The following is a 21,757-nucleotide window of genomic DNA, read 5'->3' as shown; positions in this document are numbered from 1 at the left end:
TGGTTGGACTTAGAAGTCCATGCCACCCATGCCGCCCATACCACCGGGCATGCCGCCCATGGCTGGTGCCTTATCTTCAGGAGCGTCCGAAATGGTCGCTTCGGTGGTGATCAACAAGCCAGCAACCGAAGCGGCATCTTGCAGAGCAGTACGCACAACCTTGGTCGGGTCAACAACACCAGCCGCTACCAGATTTTCATAGGTATCGGTTGCAGCGTTGAAGCCCTGGTTCTGGTCACCGACGCGTAGCAAGTTGCCAGCAACAACAGCGCCATCATGGCCCGCATTTTGCGCGATCTGACGCAACGGAGCTTCAATCGCCTTGCGAACAATGTCGATACCACGGGTCTGGTCGTCGTTTGCGCCCTTCAGGCCGTCAAGAGCCTTGGTGGCGTATAGCAAAGCTGTGCCGCCGCCAGGAACGATGCCTTCTTCAACCGCAGCGCGAGTTGCATGAAGCGCATCGTCAACCCGATCCTTACGCTCCTTAACTTCAACTTCGGTTGCGCCGCCGACCTTGATTACAGCAACACCGCCGGCAAGCTTTGCCAAACGTTCTTGCAGCTTTTCACGGTCATAGTCGCTGGTGGTGGTTTCGATCTGCGCGCGGATAGCTTCTACGCGGCCTTTGATCGCTTCGGCATCACCCGAACCATCTACGATGGTCGTGTTGTCCTTATCGATGGTGACCCGCTTGGCTTGGCCGAGCATTCCAATCGTGACCGACTCAAGCTTGATGCCCAAATCTTCGCTGATCATTTCACCCTTGGTGAGGATCGCGATATCTTCAAGCATCGCCTTACGACGATCACCAAAGCCAGGAGCCTTAACGGCGGCGATCTTCAGACCGCCGCGAAGCTTGTTGACGACGAGGGTTGCAAGAGCTTCGCCTTCGACGTCTTCAGCGATGATCAGCAATGGACGACCCGACTGAACAACGGCTTCGAGGATCGGCAACATGGCTTGCAGATTGCTGAGCTTCTTTTCGTGGATCAAAATGTAGGGATTTTCCAACTCGACCGACATTTTTTCGGTGTTGGTGATGAAGTAAGGCGACAGATAACCGCGGTCAAACTGCATGCCTTCCACGACATCGAGTTCAAACTCGAGGCCCTTGGCTTCTTCGACGGTGATAACGCCTTCCTTGCCAACCTTGTCCATTGCTTCAGCGATTTTCTCGCCTACTTCGATGTCACCATTGGCTGAAATGATACCAACTTGGGCGATTTCTGCCGAACCGGTAACGGGCTTCGAACGCGACTTGAGGTCTTCAACAACCTTGGTCACGGCGAGGTCGACGCCGCGCTTCAGATCCATCGGGTTCATGCCAGCCGCAACCGACTTCATGCCTTCGCGAACGATAGCTTGTGCAAGCACAGTCGCCGTCGTGGTGCCATCACCAGCAGCATCATTAGCCTTGGAGGCCACTTCGCGGATCATCTGTGCGCCCATATTTTCGAACTTGTCTTTCAGTTCGATTTCCTTGGCGACAGTAACGCCGTCCTTAGTGATGCGAGGAGCGCCGAAGCTTTTGTCGATAACAACGTTCCGACCTTTGGGGCCGAGCGTAACTTTTACGGCATCGGCAAGGATGTCTACGCCGCGCAGGATGCGTTCACGCGCATCGCGGCCGAATTTCACGTCTTTAGCAGCCATGATATTATTCCTTTAAATAAAGCGCAGAAATCTGCGCATGTTCACACTGGTTTGGCGTTAGCCAACAATCCCGAGAATATCCGATTCCTTCATGATCAGCAGGTCTTCACCGTCGATCTTGACTTCGGTGCCCGACCATTTGCCGAACAGAATGCGGTCGCCAGCTTTTACGTCGAGCGGAGTTACGGTGCCGTCTTCAGCTTTCGAACCCGACCCAACGGATACGACTTCGCCTTCTTGCGGCTTTTCCTGAGCGCTGTCCGGGATGATAATCCCACCAGCAGTTTTTGCTTCGGCCTCGACCCGACGGACGAGGACACGGTCATGCAACGGACGAAATGCCATGTTGAACCTTCCTTTTATAGTTTCGCCATCCCGCCACGCCCACTTGGAAGCGGGGGACGGCAATGAATGTCAGTTAGCACTCAATTAGGGTGAGTGCTAACGAAGCCCAAATAGGAGCTTTTTGTGACGGGTCAAGGACAAGCCCATAAAAAAATTCATGCTTGTAACCATTGTCGCGGCCCTATCGAACCGGTGTTATGCGCGACAAGCCTCGTGTCCTGAAATACCACTATGGGTTAGAAGAATATATACCCGCCACGACGCAGCCCATTCAAAAGCTATCGAGTGCCAAATTGCAGATATACCAGATTCTCTACCATTGTAGTTCGCGGCTCCAAACATCGTGATTGCGCGTGAAGAAACAATGCGCGATTTGATGCGCCTCGCCCAATCGGGCGACAAGCAGGCGTATGCTGTGCTTCTGGAACAGGCGGGACGTTGGCTTAAACGCTTCTTTGCCTATAAAATCGCAGAAGATGCTGTGGACGATTTGGTTCAAGACACCTTGATTTCCTTACATCGCAAGCGGGCCAGCTACGACCCATCTCGCCCTTTTCTACCTTGGCTTGCCGCCATAGCACGATATCGCTGGGTCGACCGTTTGCGACAAACTTACCGTCACGCCGCCGATGAACTGCTGGACCAGCACAGCGAAGGCAGCCATGAGGATGAAGTAGGTGCCAAAATAAGTATCGACAGGCTTCTCCATAAACTGCCAGAGGCGCAGGCCTTAGCCATCCGCCTAGTCAAGATTGATGGCCTTAGCATTAGCGAAGCTTGTGCGCGATGCGGTCAGTCTGAGCCGCTCGTAAAAGTGAACATACACCGTGGACTCAAAAAGCTGGCCACGCTGATCGAGAGTGAATAACATGTCTAGCAACTTCAATATTTCCGCACTTGTGCAGGACCTTGAGCCAGTAAAGCCGCTTCGCCCAAGGGTTCCACTCTTAGTCTCTGCGTTGCTGACCGTGGTGGCCGTTACGGTTGTGATTTGGTCTCAAGGTATGCGTGCCGATCTTTTAGCCGGGAAACCGGATGAGATGTTTTTGATCCGTGCCGGAGTATTGCTACTTTTGGGTGGGGCAACCGCACATTCAGTCGCCTCAATGGCCAGCCCTGCCGTAGGACGCAGCCAAAATGGCTGGCAAATGGCACTTGCGGCCGCGGTCCTTTTCCCACTGGCGGCTATAATTGTGGCAACTACGGGTGACGTCGGGCCAGCCTTTACGGCAATGGATTCCGGCATGCGGTGCATGGGATATAGCCTGGTCGGTGGACTGGCGACAGCAGTGCCCATGATATTCTGGTTGCGAAAGGGGGCTCCCACTTCGCCTGAGCGTGCAGGTTGGTTGACTGGGTTAGCTTCCGGCGGGCTCGGGGCCTTTGCCTATAACATACACTGCCCGTTCAACAATGTGGTGTATATTGGCCTGTGGTATAGCTTGGCGTTGATTATCTGTGCCGTGCTCGGTCGACTAATTGTTCCACGATTAATACGCTGGTGATCAACCGCGCGCCGGCAAACCTGCCGAACGCAGCGCAGCATGCGCTTCCGCAATGCTGTGCTGGCCAAAATGAAATATCGAAGCTGCCAACACTGCACTAGCGTGCCCCTCGCGGACACCTTCGACAAGATGATCCAGATTCCCTACCCCGCCGCTGGCCACTACCGGTACATTCACGGCATCAGCGATCGCCCGGGTCAGTTCCAAATCATAGCCATCGCGTGTTCCGTCGCGGTCCATGCTGGTCACCAGCAGTTCTCCTGCGCCAAGATCGGCAAGTTTAACCGCGTGCTCCAATGCATCAATGCCAGTCGGCTTACGGCCGCCATGGGTAAATATTTCCCAGCGATCTCCGCTGCGCCGCGCATCGACTGATGCAACCACGCACTGGCTTCCGAAGCGTTCAGCAATATCGGCCACCACTTCCGGACGGGCAACCGCTGCACTATTTACCGCCACTTTATCCGCACCCGCCAACAGCAAAGCTCGGGCATCGTCCGCACTTCTTACACCTCCGCCCACGGTCAAGGGCATAAAGCAGACTTCTGCGGTTCGGCGAACGACATCAATGATCGTGCCCCGTCCTTCGTGGCTTGCACCGATATCGAGAAAACATAATTCGTCGGCACCAGCCAAATCATAGGCTTGCGCCTGCTCTACCGGATCACCTGCATCGCGAAGGTCTACAAAATTTACGCCCTTTACGACGCGTCCATTTGCCACATCGAGGCAAGGTATGACACGTATACTGACCGTCACGTCCGGCTCGCCATCGCGATCGCAGTCGCCAGATCAAGGCGTCCGTCATAAATCGCGCGTCCTGTAATCACGCCTTCAATACCGTCCTTGGCATGCAGCGAAAGCATATGAATGTCGTCAATGCCCTTAACCCCGCCACTTGCGATAACTGGTATCTTCACGGCCCTTGCCAGATCAACCGTAGCTTCGATATTGCAACCTGTGAGCATTCCATCTCGGCCGACATCAGTGAACAGGATCGATGCAACGCCAGCATCCTCGAACCGTCGCGCGAGATCAACCACAGGCATGTCGGATGTCTCGGCCCAACCTTCAGTCGCCACAAATCCGTCGCGCGCATCAACAGCGACGACGATGCCATTTTCGAATTCGCGCGCCATATCTTTCACAAACTGCGGGTCTTTAAGCGCCGCTGTTCCAATGACGAGGCGTGCAACGCCCATGTCAAACCAGCGCTCGACAGTTTGCACATTGCGGATGCCACCACCGAGTTGAATATAACCTGGGAAATTTTCGATTATTCCCTCAACGGCTTCGGCATTTTCGGGACGTCCGGCAAAGGCTCCATCAAGATCGACAACATGCAAAAACTCTGCGCCCTGTTCCGCGAATAACAAAGCCTGTGCTGCTGGATCGTCGGCGTAGACGGTGGCGCGGTCCATATCGCCTTCGGCTAAACGCACAACTTCGCCGCCCTTCAGGTCGATTGCTGGAAATACGATCATGCTAAATCTCCCGTCACGGGCGCCACTCTAGAAAGCGTTTGAGGAAGTTGATTCCATAAGCTTGGCTTTTTTCGGGATGGAACTGCACCCCTATAATATTATCGCGGCCGACGGCAGCGACTAGTTCGCCACCATGATCTGTTACCGCGCAAATATCCGCCTGATCCGTTACATCGAAATGATAGCCGTGCAGAAAATAGGCCTCGCCCTTGTCGATTAGAGGCGCGTCAGTGGCAGGCGATACATCGTTCCAGCCCATGTGAGGCACTTTAAGATCAGCAGATGGTTCAATCGCGCGCACCGTGCCGCCAATCCAGCCCAAACCTTGGGTCGTCCCATGTTCGACGCCAGCATCGGCCAATAACTGCATACCGACACAGATACCTAAAAAGGGCGCAGTTTCGTGCCGGACCCGACTTTCCAGAGCCTCAATCATCGATTCAATGGCCGAAAGCGCTTCCATACAATGTGCAAACGCGCCGACACCCGGTAACACTATGCGCTCTGCTTTGGCGACCACTCTGGGATCGGCTGTGACTTCGATGTTCATCGCGCCCGCTGCCTTCAACGCGTTATGCACCGAATGCAGGTTTCCCGCGCCATAATCAATTAGCGCAAGGGACACGGTCTAGAGCTTCCCCTTGGTAGATGGTATCGCGTCGGCTTTACGGGGATCGATCTCCACCGCCTGCCGCAAGGCACGGGCCAGCGCCTTGTAACAACTTTCCACTATATGGTGGTTGTTGGATCCATACAGATTTTCGACATGCAGGGTGATACCGGCGGCGGTTGCAAAACTGTGAAACCAATGCTCGATTAGCTCGGTGTCCCATTCGCCCAGCCGCGGCATGCCCAATGAAACCTTCCAGACGAAATAGGGTCTACCGGAGATGTCGAGTGCGCATCGCGTCAATGTTTCATCCATAGGCGCATAAGCCGTGCCGTAGCGCGTAATCCCGCGCTTATCACCCAAAGCCTGAAGGACTGCCTCGCCAATGGCAATGCCGGTGTCTTCGGTGGTATGGTGCTGGTCAATATGCAAATCACCAACGGCGGTGACCTTCAGGTCTATCAACGAATGCCGCGATAATTGTTCCAGCATATGATCCAGAAAACCGATACCGGTCGAAACCGCATATACTCCGCTGCCGTCGAGATTAACCTCGACTTCAATCGACGTTTCGCTTGTCTTGCGGCTGATGTTCCCGGTGCGCATGGCCGCCGCTATACGGATAATATCGCGCTTGGCAAGTTGACATGACAACAACAAGCATCTTGATTTCAGCCGCTCCACGGTCCACCAAGCGCGCATGACCGATGAGCATATCGACAGCCTGATTCCCTATGACGACGTGGTGCAAGAGGCGCTTCGTGCTGTGGTAGGGCGCGTTCTTGGCGATGTCGCGGTCAATGGTTTGCCCGGCGATCACCATTTTTACATTACTTTCAAAACCCAAGCACCAGGTGTTGCGATTCCTGTGCACCTGCACGAACGTTTTCCGGACGAGATGACGATCGTTCTTCAGCACAAATATTGGGATTTAAAGGTCGAATCGGATCACTTTGAAGTGGGGCTTTCATTCAGTCAGATTCCGTCGCATCTGGTTATTCCCTATTCCGCCATTACCGCTTTTGTGGACCCTGCCGTCGATTTTGCTTTGCAATTCCATGTCGACGCGGGTGAAAGCGGCCCTGAGCCCCATGAGGAAGCGGGCAATGACGAACCCACTGTTCTTGTAGAGGACGGCTCGAACGTCGTCAGTGTGGATTTTGGACGCAAAAAGTGACGGGAAGCACCCGTGCTGAACATGACAGTTTCGGCGCAATAGACGTACCCGCAGACGCATATTGGGGTGCGCAAACCCAACGCAGCATCGCAAATTTCCCCTTCCCTGCTCATGAACGTATGCCTTTGGGGATTGTTTACGGCCTGACCCACGTTAAGCGTGCTGCCGCCCGCACGCACAAGTTATCCGGCGCGCTCGCGTCGGATATTGCAGACGCGATCGTGGTTGCAGCAGACCGGATTCTAACGGGTGAGTTTGACGATCAATTTCCGCTGGTCATTTGGCAAACAGGCAGCGGCACGCAATCGAACATGAACGTGAACGAGGTGATTGCCGGCATAGCAAATGAAGCCCTTTCAGGTGTGCGCGGCGGCAATGCACCTGTGCATCCCAATGACCATGTAAACAAGGGACAGTCTTCCAACGACAGCTTTCCTACCGCCATTCATGTTGCTGTCGCACAAGCAACCCATAGAAAACTGCTTCCCGCCCTTGCGATTCTCACCGAAGCGTTAGGGTCCAAGTCCGTCGCTTGGGCCGAAATCATAAAAATCGGTCGCACGCATTTACAAGATGCAACACCGCTGACGCTCGGCCAGGAATTTTCAGGCTATGTAGCCCAACTGTTCGCAAACCGGGCCCGTATCGAGGGCACGGTCGTACATAATGTCCAAAAACTGGCGCAGGGCGGCACGGCGGTCGGCACTGGACTGAACGCGCCGAAAGGGTTTGATCTAGCGATTGCTGACGACATTTCGGCGTCTACCGGGATCGCATTCCAACCAGCGCGCAATAAATTTGAGGCGCTAGCGTCCAATGACGGATTGGTTCAGATGTCGGGCGTGCTGAACACACTCGCCGTCAGCCTCACAAAAATCGCCAACGATATACGCTTACTCGGATCCGGACCGAGGTCAGGGCTTGGAGAGCTTTTGCTTCCCGAAAACGAGCCGGGAAGCTCGATCATGCCGGGTAAGGTTAATCCGACGCAGTGTGAGATGCTGACAATGGTTGCCGCGCAGGTTATCGGCAACCATCAGGCAGTCACCGTTGGCGGGATGCAAGGCCATCTAGAGCTAAATGTTTTCAAACCTCTCATTGGTGCAAATGTGCTGAGGTCGATAGAATTGCTCAGCATCGGCATGGACACATTTGCCAAAAACTGTGTCGATGGCCTCGAGCCAGATCGGGCGCGTATTGCAGGGCTTATGGAAAACTCGCTCATGCTTGTGACTTCTCTTGCGCCTGTCATCGGCTATGACAATGCCGCCAAGATTGCAAAGCAAGCACATTCCCACGGAACCACATTGCGCGAAGCGGCTTTAGCATCGGGACTGGTTGACGAAGCCACATTCGATACCCATGTCAGACCCCAGGATATGGTTTAGGAGACCCGAAATGTTGAAGTCCATTGCAGGAGCCGTTGTCGGCGAAGTTATCGGTCGCAAGCGTGGAAATGGGTTGCTCGGTGCGGGCATCGGGTTGGTTGCCACGCGTATCGCCACTCGTTCGATACCCGGACTTTTGCTTGTTGGCGGCGCGATTGCAGCGAAAACGATTTACGACAAGCGCAAGGAACGTAAATCCTAATCCACCTTGCCCGTTAGCCAATAACCCGAACCCTCCGACTGCCAGTTTTTGACGGCTTCAATCGGTGCGACAAGCATCAATATATTAAGCGTCAGATTGTCCCGGATCAGCCATCCGGTAAAAGCTTCGAACAAAAGCGCCAAAGCTAGCGTCGCTTTCCATGGAAGGCGGGATGCGAGAAAAAAGCCCATAATCATCCAAACCATATCGAACGAACTGTTGATCATGCTATCGCCGGAATAGCCGTAGGAAATGGTCACTTCTCGATAACGGTCGATAATGACCGGCGAATTTTCCAATATCTCCCAAGCGCCCTCGACAAATATTGCTGCGCACAAGGACAGCCCAAACGGCCATTTGCGCAGGAGCAGTCGCCCCAAACCAAAGAAGATGAACCCATGGATGATGTGGCTCGGCGTGTACCAGTCAGCGATATGCTGACTGTTTTCCGATGATTGAACGACCCCATGCCACAGCTTAATCTCGCCACAAGCGCAGATCGGCGGCCGGTCCATGGCAAATAATATGGCTACCAAAAGTGTAAAAAGCAGAAGGGCAATCAGCGCACTGAACTTACTTACCCGCAATGGCCATTCCATCTCAGCTTCCCCCTTGACGCATGCCTCTTCTTTCGCGCAGTAGCGGCTATGGCCGATAGCAACAACCACAAGCCGCACGAACTCGAACGCAGGGGACTGCTTTTTGTGCTTTCCTCGCCTTCCGGCGCCGGGAAATCGACGCTGTCCCGCATGCTTCTGGACGCCGATGAGAAGATAGCTCTTTCGGTATCCTACACGACACGGCCGCCACGCCCCGGCGAAATTGACGGCGTCCATTATCATTTCGCCGATGTGCCGACATTCAAGAAAATGGCCGCCGACGGCGAGTTTTTAGAATGGGCGCATGTTTTCGGACATCGTTACGGCACACCCAAAGCACCAGTAGAAGAAAAGCTAGCCGCCGGTTGCGATGTCCTGTTCGACATTGACTGGCAGGGTGCCCAGCAATTGTATCAAGAAGCGGGTCCGGATGTCGTTCGTGTGTTCATCTTGCCTCCTTCCATCGAAGAGCTGGAACGCCGACTGCACACAAGGGCGCAGGATAGCGATGCCGTAATCGCTGACCGTATGAGTCGTGCCAAGGCCGAGATTGGCCATTGGGACGGCTATGACTATGTCCTGATCAACGACGACGTGAAGACGTGCTTTGACAAAGTTCGCCAGATTCTCGCTGCCGAACGCATGAAGCGGCGGCGGCAAAAGGGACTGATCGGATTTGTTCGCGATCTAGCCGCTACGTAACGCCTAAGCCAACGCGGCGAGCAAAAAGGTCAGACCGCCCAACCCTAAAGACAGGTGCCAACGCATTCTCATCCAGCCTACCGGAAGATGACAACGCGTCATCAGCCATCGGTCGACTAGCGGTGACGCCATCAGAAACATTCCAATCCAAGCCAACGACGGACCGGGCCAATCCCATCCCCAAATCCACGGCAGATAACTAGCAAAAGCGATTAAACTGGGTGCGACTGCTAGAATAAAGATTAGGGCCGCAGCAGCGCCCTCCTTTCGGGCCATCACACCAAAACCCCACCAGATTCCACCAAGGAAACTGAAAATGAAGGCCGCATAGCCATAAGCAGCTGCGAGACCAGTCCATCGATACTCACTGTCCGAGAAGACAAGCATCACGGCGATAATCTGCGGCATCAGGCCGGCATATCCCGCGATCAGTGCGGCACGAGGTAATTCGGAAGGTGTTGGGGTCAAACTCTTAGTCATAACGCGATTTTAGCCGCATGCGTATTCGGGAGCGACCTAGGCTTTCACCTATGTCGTTGGGCCAAGAAGGTCTAGAAACTGCACTGCCTGCAGAAATTCGCTTTCTCGGTCGTTGCGGTTTTTCTGCGCCCAATAATCGGCGCCCCACAATTCTTCCTGCCATAATTCGTCAAGGCATGAAGCGTTCCATATGTCTTGGGCAGCTCCCGCGCGTTCAATCACGGCCAAAGTCGCGATCAACGATCCCGATAGATGGGCGAGCTTTGCCATCGCGGCAAGTTCGAACGTTCCACGCGCCGCCACTGCCGCATGCAATTTTTCAAGGGTCGCGACCGGCTGCGGCTTATGTATGATCCCTTCAACGATCACAAAGCTGACATCATAACGGCCCTGCGCCCATTTCAGCCATGGGTCCCAGATTTCGGCCTGCCTTACCGCGAGCGCCTCGCCCTGTTCGGCGCGGTAGCACATCAGGTCGGTTTCCCCATAAGAAGCAATGGCTGCGGCAAAGGCGTCACGGTCTGGCCCGACGCGATCGATGGCCGCATTCGCAAAACCTGTCATGGGCATCCGGGCTGGATCAATGCTTGTCTCGACAGTTTCCCATTCGGCGACCACCGCATCGGCCAGTCGCTGTGTCGGCAGCGCCAGTTCATTGCGAGTAGGTGTCTTTACCGGTCGCCCGTCAAGCCGCACGGCATAGCCGAACGTGCTCTGATCGAGCGTCACTTCTTTCCAAAAACGCCTCATATTTTAGGCGTGCTTTTCCATCGTTTGGACAGGAAAACCGGCACCATCAGAAAATCGACCATCCCCACAAGAAACAATACATAACCCGCCGCTTTGGGAAGGCCAAAGGCACCGCGAGCAATAACGGCAAGGCCGACAACCAACATGATCGCGCCGGTGATACGGCATATGTTGATCACCAAAAAGCGATATTGTGCCTTTGTTTCTTCTTCGGGTGTCACGCAAATTCTCCCAAAAGAGCGGCAAGTTCATCCATGGATTCGGCGATCGCATCCGCGCCCGCTTCACGCAATTCTTCTACGGGATGGTAACCCCAGTTTACGCCGATGGTGCGCGTACCGGCGGCGCGTCCCATGTGGATATCATAGACGGTATCCCCGATGACAACAGCCTGTTGCGCTTTTACCCCCGCATCGGCGAGTGCCTGATAGACCATAGACGGATGTGGCTTCGACGGATGGCGATCGGCGGTTTGCAGTGTGACAAACAAACTCTTTATCGCATGATGGTCAAGGCAACGTTCCAACCCGCGATCCGACTTACCAGTCGCGACACCCAACAACCAACCGCTCTCGTCCATCGACGCCAAAAGCGCGGCCATGCCGTCATAGAGGGGTTCATGCTCCAACCCGTTGTTGCGCAGAATGAGATAGGATGACCTATATCTATCTGCCATTTCCGCATGAAGCGAAGCATCGGAGTCGGGCAGCAGGACGCGCATGATTTCGACAAGGCTTAATCCTACAATCCGGCGGATAGCATGGCGCGAGGGCGGGTTCATTCCCGCTTGTTCAAACGCATGCTCCATGGCCAGACAAATGTTGGCCTGGCTATCGACCAGCGTGCCATCGCAGTCGAATATGGCGAGCTTTCCCTTCACGGTAGCTTCACTTCTTCAACACCGGCTTCTTGACCACAGACTTTTTAATTACAGGCTTTTTCGCAGCGATTTTTTTACCCGTCGCCAGCTGGCTGCGTTTCTTATCCTTTGGTTTGTCGGTAACAGTGCCACGCGAGCGGCGCTCGCCCTTGCGTTCCTTGCGCGCAGACTTGGCAATATTGGCGGCGATACGTTTCTTGCCTTCGGCCGTTTCAGAATATTTGGGCGCGTCGAGGACAAGCGCGTCGCCCAGTTCAATATCGAACCCGAGGTCAGCAAAACTGTCCTGCATATGTGGAGGCAAATCTGCACGCACATCGATCTGATGTCCCTGCGGATGATCGATACGCAAACGGCGTGCGTGCAAATGCATTTTCCGGCTGATGGTGCCGGTAAGAAACGCATCCTTTCCACCATATTTGCCGTCGCCGACAATAGGATGCCCGATCGCGGCCATATGTACGCGTAGCTGGTGCGTGCGTCCAGTATAGGGTTGCAACTCAACCCATGCGCACGTGTTACCGGCACGCTCGACGATGCGATATCGGGTCCGAGCAGACTGACCGTTTTGCTCATCGACATGCATCTTCTCGCCACCGCTTCCCGGCTGCTTGCCGATGGGAAGGTCAATGAATCCGTCCGCGATGTCGGGTACACCCACAACAAGCGCCCAATAAACTTTGCGCGCCGTGCGCGATGAAAATGCCTTGGAAAAATGCCCTGCCGAACGCGACGTCCGAGCCAAAAGCAGTGCGCCCGACGTATCCTTGTCCAACCGGTGAACAAGTTTGGGCCGGTTATCCATTTCAAAGAACAGAGCATCCAACAGGCCGTCTACATGGTTTTCGGTCTTGGTCCCACCTTGCGTCGCCAACCCCGCAGGCTTGTTGATGACAAGTGCCGCGTCGTCCTTGTGAATGACCATGGACAGAGCGAACTCCATCTCGTCCTCGGTCAATTCTCTACGCTTGCGGACCGGCCGCGCGCTGGCCGCTGCGGATGTGTCCGCAGGCGGAACACGGATCGCCTGCCCTGCCAGCAAGCGATCGCCTGGCGTCGCGCGCTTGCCATCGACACGTAACTGCCCGGTTCGCGCCCAGCGCGAGACAATATTGAACGAGGCATCGGGCAAATGCCGTTTGAACCAGCGATCAAGCCGGATGCCATCATCGTCGGGTTCGACGACAAATTGCCGTATCCCTTTTTCGTCGTTCTTACTCATGTCCAAAATGCCTTTGCTGCCGTCATACCGGCAAATAATGCCCCTAACGCAAGAAGAACCGAAGCCAGCGCATACCCAGCGGCCAGTCCCGTTTGCCCTTGCTCTATCATCCGAGCCATTTCTAGGCTGAACGCGCTGAATGTCGTAAACCCGCCTAACACTCCGACGCCCACAAACAGTCGCAATGGTTCAGCCGAGTTATCACCCCGCAATACCCATGCTGCCAAAATCCCCATAGCCAAGCCGCCCAATATATTGGCGACAAAGGTCGACCACGGCCAACCCTGCCCCGAATAAGGCAGAGCCCGCGACAAACCAAAGCGCAACCCCGCCCCAATCGCGCCGCCGGACATGACAAGAAGGATCGAATACATTCCTGAGCCTTAGCGGGCGAAGGCCAATAAGGGAAGCGAGACGGACGGGACAGGGTTACGGGCAAAAAAATAGGGCGGCATTTCAGCCGCCCCAGGCGCTTCGGTCTGAAAATTCTGTTTAGCGGCCGTTGTTGGCCACAATATCTACGGCAGTACCGCCGCCTGAAGCTTTGTTGAAAGTAATGAAATAGGCGCCGCCGTCATTGTCGCGAGTGCCGCCCAGAACATGCTCGCCCGCACGGACCTGATGCTCTGCATTGTAACCGGACTTGCGCGCGCGAGTGTAATAATAGTCGATGACATTCTGCATCGCGGCAGATGTAATGAACGAAACCACGCGGATATCACAAATGCCACCATCTACGCCTCCGGCCTCTTTGACGCGGCCGCGTGGATAGACAGGGAATTCTGGCGGCATACGATTAGCCCATCCCGTGCCGTATTGCAGCTTAGCATCACAGGTGCCCTTGCCACGTGTTACACCTTGGTCAGCAGCAAGCCCCCCTAATGTCGCAGCGCGTCGTTCACCGCAATTGGCGCAATCTTCGGCAGCCACGACAGTCGCTTTCGGCGCCCGCATCAATTTCGCGCTGTCTAGAGTTTCAATCGAAGCGTCTCCGCCATTTGCAGGCGCTGCGCCCGAAAGCGGCTTATCCGAACCCTTGACGCTATTCACGTTAGCGCTGTCGGTCAAATCGGGATCGACGAGGATTCGGTCGTTCAACGCAGAATTTGCTTCGGGATCACTGCCTTTGCCCACTAGCTTATTGTCCAATTCCGCGACCGCCGCGTCATTCGCATTTTCACTGCCGCAGGCGGCAAGCGGCAAAGCAAGAGCCATGCCCAGCAAAAGCGGAAACGTGAGGCGTGGGAAAGCACGCATTATGCTGACTCCTGTATACTTCATCGCCAGACGCTGCGTCCGCGAATGTACAAAAGCTAGTCCTAAAGGTGGTTAATAGATGCTCCGAGTCGTATTTACCCAGTCTAACCGGGCGCTTTGTGCCAGCGCGGGACAAGCGGGACACAGAAATTAACGGCGGATGCGGCTTTGCATCGTACCCATTTGTGAGCAGTTTGTTAAATGTCAGCCGGTACGTGCGTCATATGACTCCGGGTAACCACAAGGATGACCAACTAAGTTATGAACGAAGCGCGCGAACAGATCTGCGTGCGTGGGGAATTACCATCGTCGGCGCTTGCTTCATGTTTGGAGGAGCGACCATCGATCCCGCCGGATAATTGCAACAGTTCAGGCGAATGCGCACCTTGGCTTGTACCACTCGCTTTTGTCGTGGGCGCTGTATTTGGGCTTGGCGGATTTGCGCAACTACTTGCAAACCCGAGGCGAGGAAGCCGGATCGATCCGGAAACTGGGGCTCTGACGTGGTGGCAGAACCGCGTCGGTAAGTCCGATGGCGACAGTGGGCATATTGCGCCTTCAGATATCGGCTCAATCCGCATTGTAAAGCAGAGCGAGGGCAGCGATGAAGTCCACTTGTACGACCTCAAGGGGAATCGCCAGTTCTATTTCGATGAGGAAGTTATTCCCCACGACCAAGATAGATGGACCAAGGCGATGACCGACCGCTGGCCACACATCGAGGTTACGATAGTCGAGTGAAGAGAGGCGCAGGTAACTCTGCGCCTCTCTTCCTATTTCACCACACCACGATAGCTGATGGTTTTCTTGGCGCCAGCAGCGATCGGATCAGCAAAAACCCAGCGGACATGAGTCACATCTTCAGGACCAGCGGCGCGTTCGACTTCGGCTGTTCCCGCTGCGTCTTTTATCTTAACCTTTAGAATAGTAAGTTTTCCCCAGGTCAAACCACCATCCACAGACACATCAGCCCAGCCCTCTGTCACAGCTGTAAAGCGTACGGGGGCAGGCAAAGGATTGGTCGCAACAAAACCGGCTGCCGGTTCTGTTCCGGAGTTCTGGACTTGCAACATAAACAGAACTTTGTCGCCGGGAACCACCGCAATATCGCTAGGGCTAAACAATTTTACTTCTTCGGCACCATTGGCACCTACCTCTATTCGCTCAATTTTCACGTCGCTTGTCAAAGAAATCGGCGATCGAGCAACATTCTGCGCCGCCACCTGAACGGGGCTCAATGCCGCGCTAGCAGTAATAACTGCCAAAGGCGCAAATCGAAAAACGGCTTTCAACATTCTCTTGTTCATTGCATTCCTGTCTTCTTCGAATGATTACCAACCGGGTCGTCCTCAGTGTATCGCGGGACAAGGGCAGATGGGTAGCAAAATCTGCATCAATTTTTCGATAAACGGGGTCCCCATGTCAGCTGCGCCATCAACCCAGGACATCATTGCATTATTGAATGTCGAGGAAGAAATTCGTTTGCGGGTCGTTCCGGGAGCAAAGGTCGAAAGGCTGGCGATCGAAAACGCTTCTTTAAAAATTTGGATTCGCACCGCACCCGAAGATGGTAAAGCAAACAAGGCAGTGATTTCTTTGCTCGCTAAGACCCTGAAGCTTCCCAAAGGGGCAGTGACGATCATATCTGGCCATACAAGCCGGGATAAGCGGGTGAGAATAACCCTGATTTGATGGAAACTACCCCGAAAACCGCCGTTTATTAGCGTTATGGTAACCAACCCGGTTTAGGGTGTATTTCTTATGAACCGGTTTCTTTTACCCTTGCCTGATGTGGATTGACGATGGCAGTCGCAAAACTCTTCCGTAGCTTTCCCGGTGTGGGCTCTAGCGATAACGCACGTTATGGCTCAGTAGCAGTCATCACGGCGAACGACGCAAACCGCCGGCTTGAAGTGCTGGACGACTTTGAACATGCCGGCATCGGTTGGTTGTGGGCAACTGACGCAGAGTTTCGACTTATTTATATATCGGAAAATGCCGCCGAAAAGTTGAGCCGCCCGATAGAGGAATTGCTAGCACAGCCGCTAAACGCTCTGTTTGAAACGGACAGTGGCACAAGCGGCGACCGTTCTGACAGGCCACTCAATTTCCAACTGACCGCGCGCAACAAGATCGTCGACCAGACTGTACGCTTTGCCTTGAATTCGAAGCAAGATGAGGGACGTCATACATGGTGGTCCATCTCGGGCCATCCCAAATTCGATAAATCAGGCAACTTTCAAGGCTATCGCGGCAGCGCGAAAGACATAACTGTCGAGTATGAGCGTAAACTTGTCGACTCCCGTTTGGCCGAATTTGACTCGCTGACCGGCCTTGCGAACCGTCACCGCATGGACAAGAAGCTGGAAAGCATATTGTCCGCCTATAAATCGGCAAAACGCAGCTGTACGCTCATCATGCTCGATCTTGACCGGTTTAAACATGTCAACGACACGCTCGGTCACCCTGCTGGCGATGATCTGCTTTGCCAGGTTGCGCGTCGGCTGGAACGGGTAGTAGGCGCCCGCGGCGAAATAGGGCGTTTGGGCGGCGACGAATTTCAGATTATCCTACCCGACCTTGATGACCGCGGCAAATTGGGCGAGCTTGCGAACAAAATCATCCAGATCGTGTCGCAGCCATATACAATTGACGACAAACGCGCGACCATCGGCACCTCGGTCGGCATTGCAATCTCGCCTTATGACGGCATCGATAAGCTGGACCTGATCCACAACGCCGACCTTGCGCTTTATGCCGCAAAAAATGGCGGTCGTGGCCAGTTCCGTTTCTATTCTGCCGACCTGAAAGACGAAGCCGAAGAACGCCGCCTACTCGAAGAAGGTTTGCGTGATGCGCTCGCTAATGAGCTTTTGGAACTTCATTACCAGCCCGTCGTGCGTACCGAAGACAATATGGTAGTCACGTTCGAAGCGCTCATGCGTTGGGAACATCCCGAACGCGGGACGATCGGGCCCGATGTGTTCGTTCCAATTGCGGAAGAATCCGACTTGATCAACCAGATCGGCGCATGGGCGCTGAACAAGGCGTGTCAGGATGCAATGAAATGGCCAAAATCGGTTCGTGTCGCCGTCAATGTATCAGCAGCGCAATTTGCGCATTCGGATCTGATCTACATAGTAACCCACGCGCTCGAAACCTCTGGCCTTGAGCCCAATCGCCTAGAACTTGAGCTTACAGAAAGCGTGTTCATGGGCGATGGCGAGACCATCGATGATATATTCCGGGCATTGAAAGAATTGGGCGTTCGACTTGCACTGGACGATTTTGGAACCGGCTATTCCTCGCTCAGCTATCTGCGCTCAGCCCCTTTTGACAAGATTAAGGTCGACCGTACGTTTGTCGATAGTTGCACACAGAAGGACCAGAATAGCGCAAAAATCATCGCCGCAATTATAGGTCTTTCCGATGCCTTGGGCATGGAAACCACCGTCGAGGGCGTTGAAGCCTTCGACCAGTTGGAAGTCGTCAAATCCAAGGGCGCCCGCTTCATTCAGGGATGGATTTATTCCAAGGCACTCACTCAAGAAACGGTACTGCACCGCCTGAAATGTGGCGACCTGAGCATCGAACCCGATGGCCCCGAACGCCATCGGCCCGAACGCCGTTCCGTATTCCGGCGTATCGGCGTTATTCATGACGACCATCGTTACGATGCGCTGATGCGTAACCTGTCGAAGACGGGTGCGTTGATCGACGGTTTGCTGGGTGTACCGGAGGGCACCGGTTTGGTGCTTGATCTAGGCGGCGGGCAACTTGTCGTTTGCACTGTGACCCGTGCGCAAGATGCAATGATCGCCGTGGAATTCGAAACACCGCTGGTTAGCGATGGTGCCGGCGGTCTGTGCACCCGGCACCGCGTATCGCCCTATATATTGGCCGCGGCCGCTATTCCCGGCGCACCGCATACCAAACCACAATTTATGCAAGTCGCTGCTGTGTCTGGCCACAGCGTGATGGACTTCCAAGACTAACATCAAACCGTGCAGTTCGACCGATTGTCGTTCTTTAATTGCGGAACATATAAAGAACTTTTATCCTTTCGCCCCGAATCAAGCAAAAGGAGACCCGCCGTGCCCGCTTTGCTGCACGACAACCAACTACGCGCCGCCGCCCGTGCGATTTATGAAACTGTATATCCAGGCGAAGAATGGACGCCTGTAAATTTCGAAGAAGCAGAACGCTATGGCACAATTCACTATCGCAATGCTGTAGCAGCTGCCCAAAACGCTCGGACACAACTCCGAAACGATGCCGCCGGGCAGATGGTATTGATCTAATCTCCTTCAACCCTTTATATTAACATATGTTGGGTTGATCGTATCCTGAGAACCTTTGCGCCTTGCTCCCAAAGCTGCCAAAACGGTCCGTAAAGCAAAAAGGAACCATTATGATCCCTTTCGTCATCCTGACCGACACACGCGGTCAGAAAATCTCAGTAAATCCCGAAATCGTCCAATTCATCCGCACCGCCGACAACGCGCATGACGAATGTCTAATCGTATTCGGCAAAGACCAACTTTTACGCGTGCGTGGAACGTTAGATGAGGTGACGGGGATTTTGCGTGCGGGGTAAATAATCGCATTTTTCTAGACAACTTCTTGGATTAAACTCCACTTCCCTTTCCTTTCCCATCACGCTAAGGCGCGCGCAGCAATCGAATCTCCCGCTTTTACGCTGGTTTGGCTGCCCGCTGACAACTGTTATGTAACCTTCGACGAGCTATAGTCGAAGGGAGCGGGAGTAGCCGTTCCCCATCCAGCAAAAAGCCCAACATCAAAGGGGTACTTACCAATGACTGCAATCGGATTAGACAGCCTGCAAACCCGCACTACCCTCTCAGCGGGTGGCAAGACCGTGGATTATTTCTCCATCAAGAAAGTGGCTGAAAAGCTCGGTGATGTTTCGCGTTTGCCCTTTTCGATGAAAGTGTTGCTCGAAAATCTGCTTCGCTTTGAAGATGGTGGCTTTACGGTTTCAGTCCATGATGTGCAGGCGCTAATCGATTGGCAAAAGGACCCCAAGTCCACCCGCGAAATCCAGTATCGCCCTGCCCGCGTGCTGTTGCAGGATTTTACCGGTGTGCCATGCGTGGTCGATCTGGCGGCGATGCGCGATGCGATGAATAAGCTGGGCGGTGACGCGCAGAAAATCAATCCACTGGTTCCGGTGCATCTGGTCATCGACCACTCCGTAATGGTCGACGAATTCGGTCATCCTAAGGCAGCTGAACAGAATGTGGAGATCGAATATCAGCGCAATGCGGAGCGTTATGACTTTTTGAAATGGGGCTCGAAATCCCTCGCCAATTTCAAGGCAGTCCCTCCCGGGACGGGTATCTGCCACCAGGTCAATCTGGAACATATTGCACAGGCCGTATGGACCTCCACTACGGACGATGGCGCAACCATTGCTTATCCAGATACCTGTGTTGGTACCGATAGTCACACGACCATGATCAACGGCCTTGGCGTGCTCGGTTGGGGCGTAGGTGGCATCGAAGCGGAAGCGGCCATGTTGGGCCAGCCGGTTTCGATGTTGATCCCCGAAGTCGTCGGGTTCAAGCTGACCGGCGCACTTGCCGAAGGCGTGACCGCAACCGATCTTGTGTTGACTGCGACCCAGATGTTGCGCGCCAAGGGTGTGGTCGGACGCTTTGTTGAATATTACGGCCCCGGCCTTGCCTCGCTCAGCCTTGCCGACCGCGCGACGCTTGCTAACATGGCACCCGAATATGGCGCGACCTGCGGCTTCTTCGGCATTGACGAGAAGACGCTCGATTATCTGCGCCTCACGGGGCGCGATGAAGACCAGATTGCGTTGGTTGAGGCCTATGCCAAGGAACAAGGTCTCTGGGCATACGCTGATATGGAAGACCCTATATTCACCGATACCTTATCGCTCGACATGGGCACAGTTGTTCCGTCGCTCGCCGGTCCGAAGCGTCCACAGGACAAGGTAATCCTGACGCAGGTAGACGATGTATTCAACGGCGATCTTTCCAATGTGTACAAGCATGACAGCGCCAAGCGCGTTGCGGTTGAAGGCAAGACACATGATATCGGCGACGGCGACGTCGTGATTGCAGCGATTACATCGTGCACCAACACGTCCAACCCGTCGGTCTTGGTGGCAGCCGGTCTTGTGGCGCGAAAGGCCAACGCCTATGGTCTGAAACCAAAGCCTTGGGTTAAAACCTCGCTTGCACCGGGGAGCCAAGTCGTCACCGACTATCTGGATCGTGCGGGTTTAACTGCGGATCTGGATGCGGTTGGCTTCAACTTGGTTGGGTATGGCTGTACTACTTGTATCGGTAATTCTGGCCCATTGGCCGAACCCATCTCCAATGCAATCAACGCGAATGATATTGTTGCCGCCTCAGTCATTTCGGGGAACCGCAATTTCGAAGGCCGCGTATCACCCGATGTTCGCGCCAATTTCCTCGCATCGCCGCCACTGGTTGTTGCTTATGCGTTGAAAGGCACCGTCACCGAAGATTTCACCACCACACCGATTGGTCAAGCGACCGATGGTAGTGACGTATTCCTCCGCGATATCTGGCCTACCAATCAGGAAGTGCATGATGTCATGACCGCCAACATCGATCGTTCAATGTTCACGGCTCGCTATGCAAAAGTCTATGAAGGCGATGCCCATTGGCAGAAAATCCAGGTCGAAGGTTCGGACACCTATCAGTGGCGCGCTGGTTCCACCTATGTCGCGAACCCGCCCTATTTTGACGGCATGAGCATGACACCAGCACCGGTGACAGACATTATCGAAGCGAAACCGCTTGCGATCTTGGGTGATTCTATCACGACAGACCATATTTCGCCTGCCGGTTCGATTAAGGCGGATTCGCCTGCCGGCAAGTTCTTGATGGAGCATCAGGTAAGCAAGGCCGATTTCAACAGCTATGGCGCACGTCGTGGCCATCACGAAGTCATGATGCGCGGCACCTTTGCCAATATCCGCATCAAGAATGAAATGGTGCCCGGCATCGAAGGTGGCATGTCCAGTTATGCTGGTGAAGTAATGCCCATCTACGACGCCGCCATGCGCCACAAGGCCGATGGCACGTCGCTGGTCGTTATCGCAGGCAAAGAATATGGCACGGGATCAAGCCGCGACTGGGCTGCAAAGGGCACCAATCTGCTTGGTGTACGCGTCGTGATCGTCGAGAGCTTTGAGCGTATTCACCGCTCAAACCTCGTGGGCATGGGCGTTCTTCCTCTCCAGTTCATGGAAGGCCAGGACCGCAACAGTCTTGGTTTAAAAGGCGACGACAGCTTCACGATCACTAGCGTGTCTAGCCTTCAGCCGCGTCAGACGGTAACGGTGCACGTAACCCGCAACGATGGCTCGACCTTCACCTTCGACACGCTGTGCCGGATCGATACTGCGAACGAGATCGAGTATTTCATGAATGGCGGCATCCTGCACTATGTGCTCCGGAAGCTCGCGGCTTAAGAAACCGG

At 54.4% G+C, this 21,757-nt stretch carries 27 protein-coding genes; 12 read left to right on the top strand and 15 right to left on the bottom strand.

Annotated features, from left to right (window positions below; genetic code table 11):
- Nucleotides 1-9 precede the first annotated feature (9 nt).
- Together groL and groES are read right to left on the bottom strand one after the other, a co-directional pair.
- Complete coding sequence (gene groL, locus EUU25_RS02900) at nucleotides 10-1,656, bottom strand: chaperonin GroEL (RefSeq protein WP_158898127.1); 1,647 nt, start codon at nucleotides 1,654-1,656, stop codon at nucleotides 10-12.
- 57 nt (nucleotides 1,657-1,713) lie between these two features.
- Nucleotides 1,714-2,001, bottom strand: a complete 288-nt coding sequence (gene groES / locus EUU25_RS02895; RefSeq protein ID WP_158898125.1) for a co-chaperone GroES — start codon at nucleotides 1,999-2,001, stop codon at nucleotides 1,714-1,716.
- A 343-nt stretch (nucleotides 2,002-2,344) separates the two neighbouring features.
- Between groES and EUU25_RS02890 the strand changes: the two genes are divergently transcribed.
- Together EUU25_RS02890 and EUU25_RS02885 are read left to right on the top strand one after the other, a co-directional pair.
- A complete protein-coding gene (locus EUU25_RS02890; RefSeq protein ID WP_158898123.1) occupies nucleotides 2,345-2,869 on the top strand; it encodes a sigma-70 family RNA polymerase sigma factor in 525 nt (174 codons plus the stop codon).
- Nucleotide 2,870: 1 nt separating this feature from the next.
- On the top strand, nucleotides 2,871-3,506 hold the full coding sequence (locus EUU25_RS02885) for an NrsF family protein (protein WP_158898121.1): 636 nt from the start codon (nucleotides 2,871-2,873) through the stop codon (nucleotides 3,504-3,506).
- On the opposite strand, the gene hisF is transcribed toward EUU25_RS02885, so the two are convergent.
- Genes hisF through hisB form a run of 4 tightly spaced genes read right to left on the bottom strand, consistent with a single transcriptional unit; the run spans nucleotide 3,507 to nucleotide 6,206 of the window.
- Complete coding sequence (gene hisF, locus EUU25_RS02880; protein WP_158898119.1) at nucleotides 3,507-4,265, bottom strand: imidazole glycerol phosphate synthase subunit HisF; 759 nt, start codon at nucleotides 4,263-4,265, stop codon at nucleotides 3,507-3,509.
- A complete protein-coding gene (gene hisA / locus EUU25_RS02875; RefSeq protein WP_158898117.1) occupies nucleotides 4,262-4,990 on the bottom strand; it encodes a 1-(5-phosphoribosyl)-5-[(5-phosphoribosylamino)methylideneamino]imidazole-4-carboxamide isomerase in 729 nt (242 codons plus the stop codon). The genes hisF and hisA overlap by 4 nt, the downstream gene beginning before the upstream one ends.
- A 13-nt stretch (nucleotides 4,991-5,003) precedes the next feature.
- Nucleotides 5,004-5,615: an imidazole glycerol phosphate synthase subunit HisH gene (gene hisH / locus EUU25_RS02870; protein ID WP_158898115.1), complete on the bottom strand. Its 612-nt coding sequence runs from the start codon at nucleotides 5,613-5,615 to the stop codon at nucleotides 5,004-5,006.
- A 3-nt stretch (nucleotides 5,616-5,618) separates the two neighbouring features.
- Complete coding sequence (gene hisB / locus EUU25_RS02865) at nucleotides 5,619-6,206, bottom strand: imidazoleglycerol-phosphate dehydratase HisB (protein ID WP_158903065.1); 588 nt, start codon at nucleotides 6,204-6,206, stop codon at nucleotides 5,619-5,621.
- 94 nt (nucleotides 6,207-6,300) lie between these two features.
- On the opposite strand from hisB, the gene EUU25_RS02860 reads away from it, so the two are divergent.
- Genes EUU25_RS02860 through EUU25_RS02850 form a run of 3 tightly spaced genes read left to right on the top strand, consistent with a single transcriptional unit; the run spans nucleotide 6,301 to nucleotide 8,367 of the window.
- The gene (locus EUU25_RS02860) at nucleotides 6,301-6,777 is read left to right on the top strand and encodes an SspB family protein (protein WP_158898113.1); all 477 of its coding nucleotides are present in this window, start codon (nucleotides 6,301-6,303) and stop codon (nucleotides 6,775-6,777) included.
- Nucleotides 6,774-8,165 carry a class II fumarate hydratase gene (fumC, locus tag EUU25_RS02855; protein ID WP_158898111.1) on the top strand — a complete coding sequence of 464 codons (1,392 nt, stop codon included), beginning with the start codon at nucleotides 6,774-6,776 and terminating at the stop codon, nucleotides 8,163-8,165. Before EUU25_RS02860 ends, fumC begins: the two co-directional genes overlap by 4 nt.
- 10 nt (nucleotides 8,166-8,175) lie before the next feature.
- Nucleotides 8,176-8,367: a hypothetical protein gene (locus tag EUU25_RS02850; RefSeq protein WP_158898109.1), complete on the top strand. Its 192-nt coding sequence runs from the start codon at nucleotides 8,176-8,178 to the stop codon at nucleotides 8,365-8,367.
- On the opposite strand, the gene EUU25_RS02845 is transcribed toward EUU25_RS02850, so the two are convergent.
- Nucleotides 8,364-8,966 carry a DUF2585 domain-containing protein gene (locus tag EUU25_RS02845; protein WP_158898107.1) on the bottom strand — a complete coding sequence of 201 codons (603 nt, stop codon included), beginning with the start codon at nucleotides 8,964-8,966 and terminating at the stop codon, nucleotides 8,364-8,366. The two genes, EUU25_RS02850 and EUU25_RS02845, sit on opposite strands and share 4 nt — an antisense overlap.
- Nucleotides 8,967-9,014: 48 nt before the next feature.
- Here EUU25_RS02845 and gmk point away from each other — a divergent pair, with 48 nt between their 5' ends.
- Nucleotides 9,015-9,668 (top strand): guanylate kinase, encoded by a 654-nt coding sequence (gmk, locus tag EUU25_RS02840; protein ID WP_158898105.1) that lies wholly within the window; start codon nucleotides 9,015-9,017, stop codon nucleotides 9,666-9,668.
- 3 nt (nucleotides 9,669-9,671) lie between these two features.
- Here the strand turns inward: gmk and EUU25_RS02835 are convergent, their stop codons facing one another.
- From EUU25_RS02835 to EUU25_RS02805, 7 genes are all read right to left on the bottom strand, one after another.
- Complete coding sequence (locus EUU25_RS02835; RefSeq protein ID WP_158898103.1) at nucleotides 9,672-10,148, bottom strand: DUF3429 domain-containing protein; 477 nt, start codon at nucleotides 10,146-10,148, stop codon at nucleotides 9,672-9,674.
- A gap of 48 nt (nucleotides 10,149-10,196) precedes the next feature.
- Entirely contained in the window at nucleotides 10,197-10,898 is a 702-nt protein-coding gene (locus EUU25_RS02830; RefSeq protein ID WP_158898101.1) for an ATP12 family chaperone protein, read from the bottom strand.
- Nucleotides 10,895-11,119 carry a hypothetical protein gene (locus EUU25_RS02825; RefSeq protein ID WP_158898099.1) on the bottom strand — a complete coding sequence of 75 codons (225 nt, stop codon included), beginning with the start codon at nucleotides 11,117-11,119 and terminating at the stop codon, nucleotides 10,895-10,897. The genes EUU25_RS02830 and EUU25_RS02825 overlap by 4 nt, the downstream gene beginning before the upstream one ends.
- A complete protein-coding gene (locus tag EUU25_RS02820; protein ID WP_158898097.1) occupies nucleotides 11,116-11,778 on the bottom strand; it encodes an HAD-IA family hydrolase in 663 nt (220 codons plus the stop codon). Before EUU25_RS02820 ends, EUU25_RS02825 begins: the two co-directional genes overlap by 4 nt.
- Nucleotides 11,779-11,785: 7 nt before the next feature.
- Complete coding sequence (locus EUU25_RS02815; protein WP_158898095.1) at nucleotides 11,786-13,000, bottom strand: RluA family pseudouridine synthase; 1,215 nt, start codon at nucleotides 12,998-13,000, stop codon at nucleotides 11,786-11,788.
- Nucleotides 12,997-13,374, bottom strand: coding sequence for a fluoride efflux transporter FluC (locus EUU25_RS02810; protein ID WP_158898093.1), 378 nt, complete (start codon nucleotides 13,372-13,374; stop codon nucleotides 12,997-12,999). The genes EUU25_RS02815 and EUU25_RS02810 overlap by 4 nt, the downstream gene beginning before the upstream one ends.
- A gap of 118 nt (nucleotides 13,375-13,492) precedes the next feature.
- The gene (locus tag EUU25_RS02805) at nucleotides 13,493-14,257 is read right to left on the bottom strand and encodes a hypothetical protein (protein WP_158898091.1); all 765 of its coding nucleotides are present in this window, start codon (nucleotides 14,255-14,257) and stop codon (nucleotides 13,493-13,495) included.
- A 261-nt stretch (nucleotides 14,258-14,518) separates the two neighbouring features.
- Here EUU25_RS02805 and EUU25_RS02800 point away from each other — a divergent pair, with 261 nt between their 5' ends.
- On the top strand, nucleotides 14,519-14,998 hold the full coding sequence (locus EUU25_RS02800; protein ID WP_158898089.1) for a hypothetical protein: 480 nt from the start codon (nucleotides 14,519-14,521) through the stop codon (nucleotides 14,996-14,998).
- 32 nt (nucleotides 14,999-15,030) lie between these two features.
- Here EUU25_RS02800 and EUU25_RS02795 read toward each other — a convergent pair whose 3' ends face one another.
- On the bottom strand, nucleotides 15,031-15,564 hold the full coding sequence (locus tag EUU25_RS02795) for a DUF11 domain-containing protein (protein WP_158898087.1): 534 nt from the start codon (nucleotides 15,562-15,564) through the stop codon (nucleotides 15,031-15,033).
- Nucleotides 15,565-15,631: 67 nt separating this feature from the next.
- Here EUU25_RS02795 and EUU25_RS02790 point away from each other — a divergent pair, with 67 nt between their 5' ends.
- The 5 genes from EUU25_RS02790 (at nucleotide 15,632) to acnA (ending at nucleotide 21,749) form a co-directional block, all read left to right on the top strand.
- Nucleotides 15,632-15,949, top strand: a complete 318-nt coding sequence (locus tag EUU25_RS02790) for a DUF167 domain-containing protein (protein WP_222848822.1) — start codon at nucleotides 15,632-15,634, stop codon at nucleotides 15,947-15,949.
- A 110-nt stretch (nucleotides 15,950-16,059) separates the two neighbouring features.
- On the top strand, nucleotides 16,060-18,252 hold the full coding sequence (locus EUU25_RS02785) for a putative bifunctional diguanylate cyclase/phosphodiesterase (protein WP_158898085.1): 2,193 nt from the start codon (nucleotides 16,060-16,062) through the stop codon (nucleotides 18,250-18,252).
- Between the two features lie 108 nt (nucleotides 18,253-18,360).
- Complete coding sequence (locus EUU25_RS02780; protein ID WP_158903061.1) at nucleotides 18,361-18,558, top strand: hypothetical protein; 198 nt, start codon at nucleotides 18,361-18,363, stop codon at nucleotides 18,556-18,558.
- A 110-nt stretch (nucleotides 18,559-18,668) separates the two neighbouring features.
- On the top strand, nucleotides 18,669-18,854 hold the full coding sequence (locus EUU25_RS02775) for a hypothetical protein (RefSeq protein ID WP_158898083.1): 186 nt from the start codon (nucleotides 18,669-18,671) through the stop codon (nucleotides 18,852-18,854).
- A 219-nt stretch (nucleotides 18,855-19,073) separates the two neighbouring features.
- A complete protein-coding gene (gene acnA / locus EUU25_RS02770; RefSeq protein WP_158898081.1) occupies nucleotides 19,074-21,749 on the top strand; it encodes an aconitate hydratase AcnA in 2,676 nt (891 codons plus the stop codon).
- The last annotated feature ends 8 nt before the right edge of the window (nucleotides 21,750-21,757 follow it).

It is taken from the genome of Sphingorhabdus lacus, assembly GCF_009768975.1.
Classification (GTDB): domain Bacteria; phylum Pseudomonadota; class Alphaproteobacteria; order Sphingomonadales; family Sphingomonadaceae; genus Sphingorhabdus_B; species Sphingorhabdus_B lacus.
Note: the sequence above shows the minus strand (reverse complement) of the source record. Positions and strands in the feature narration are given on the sequence as shown.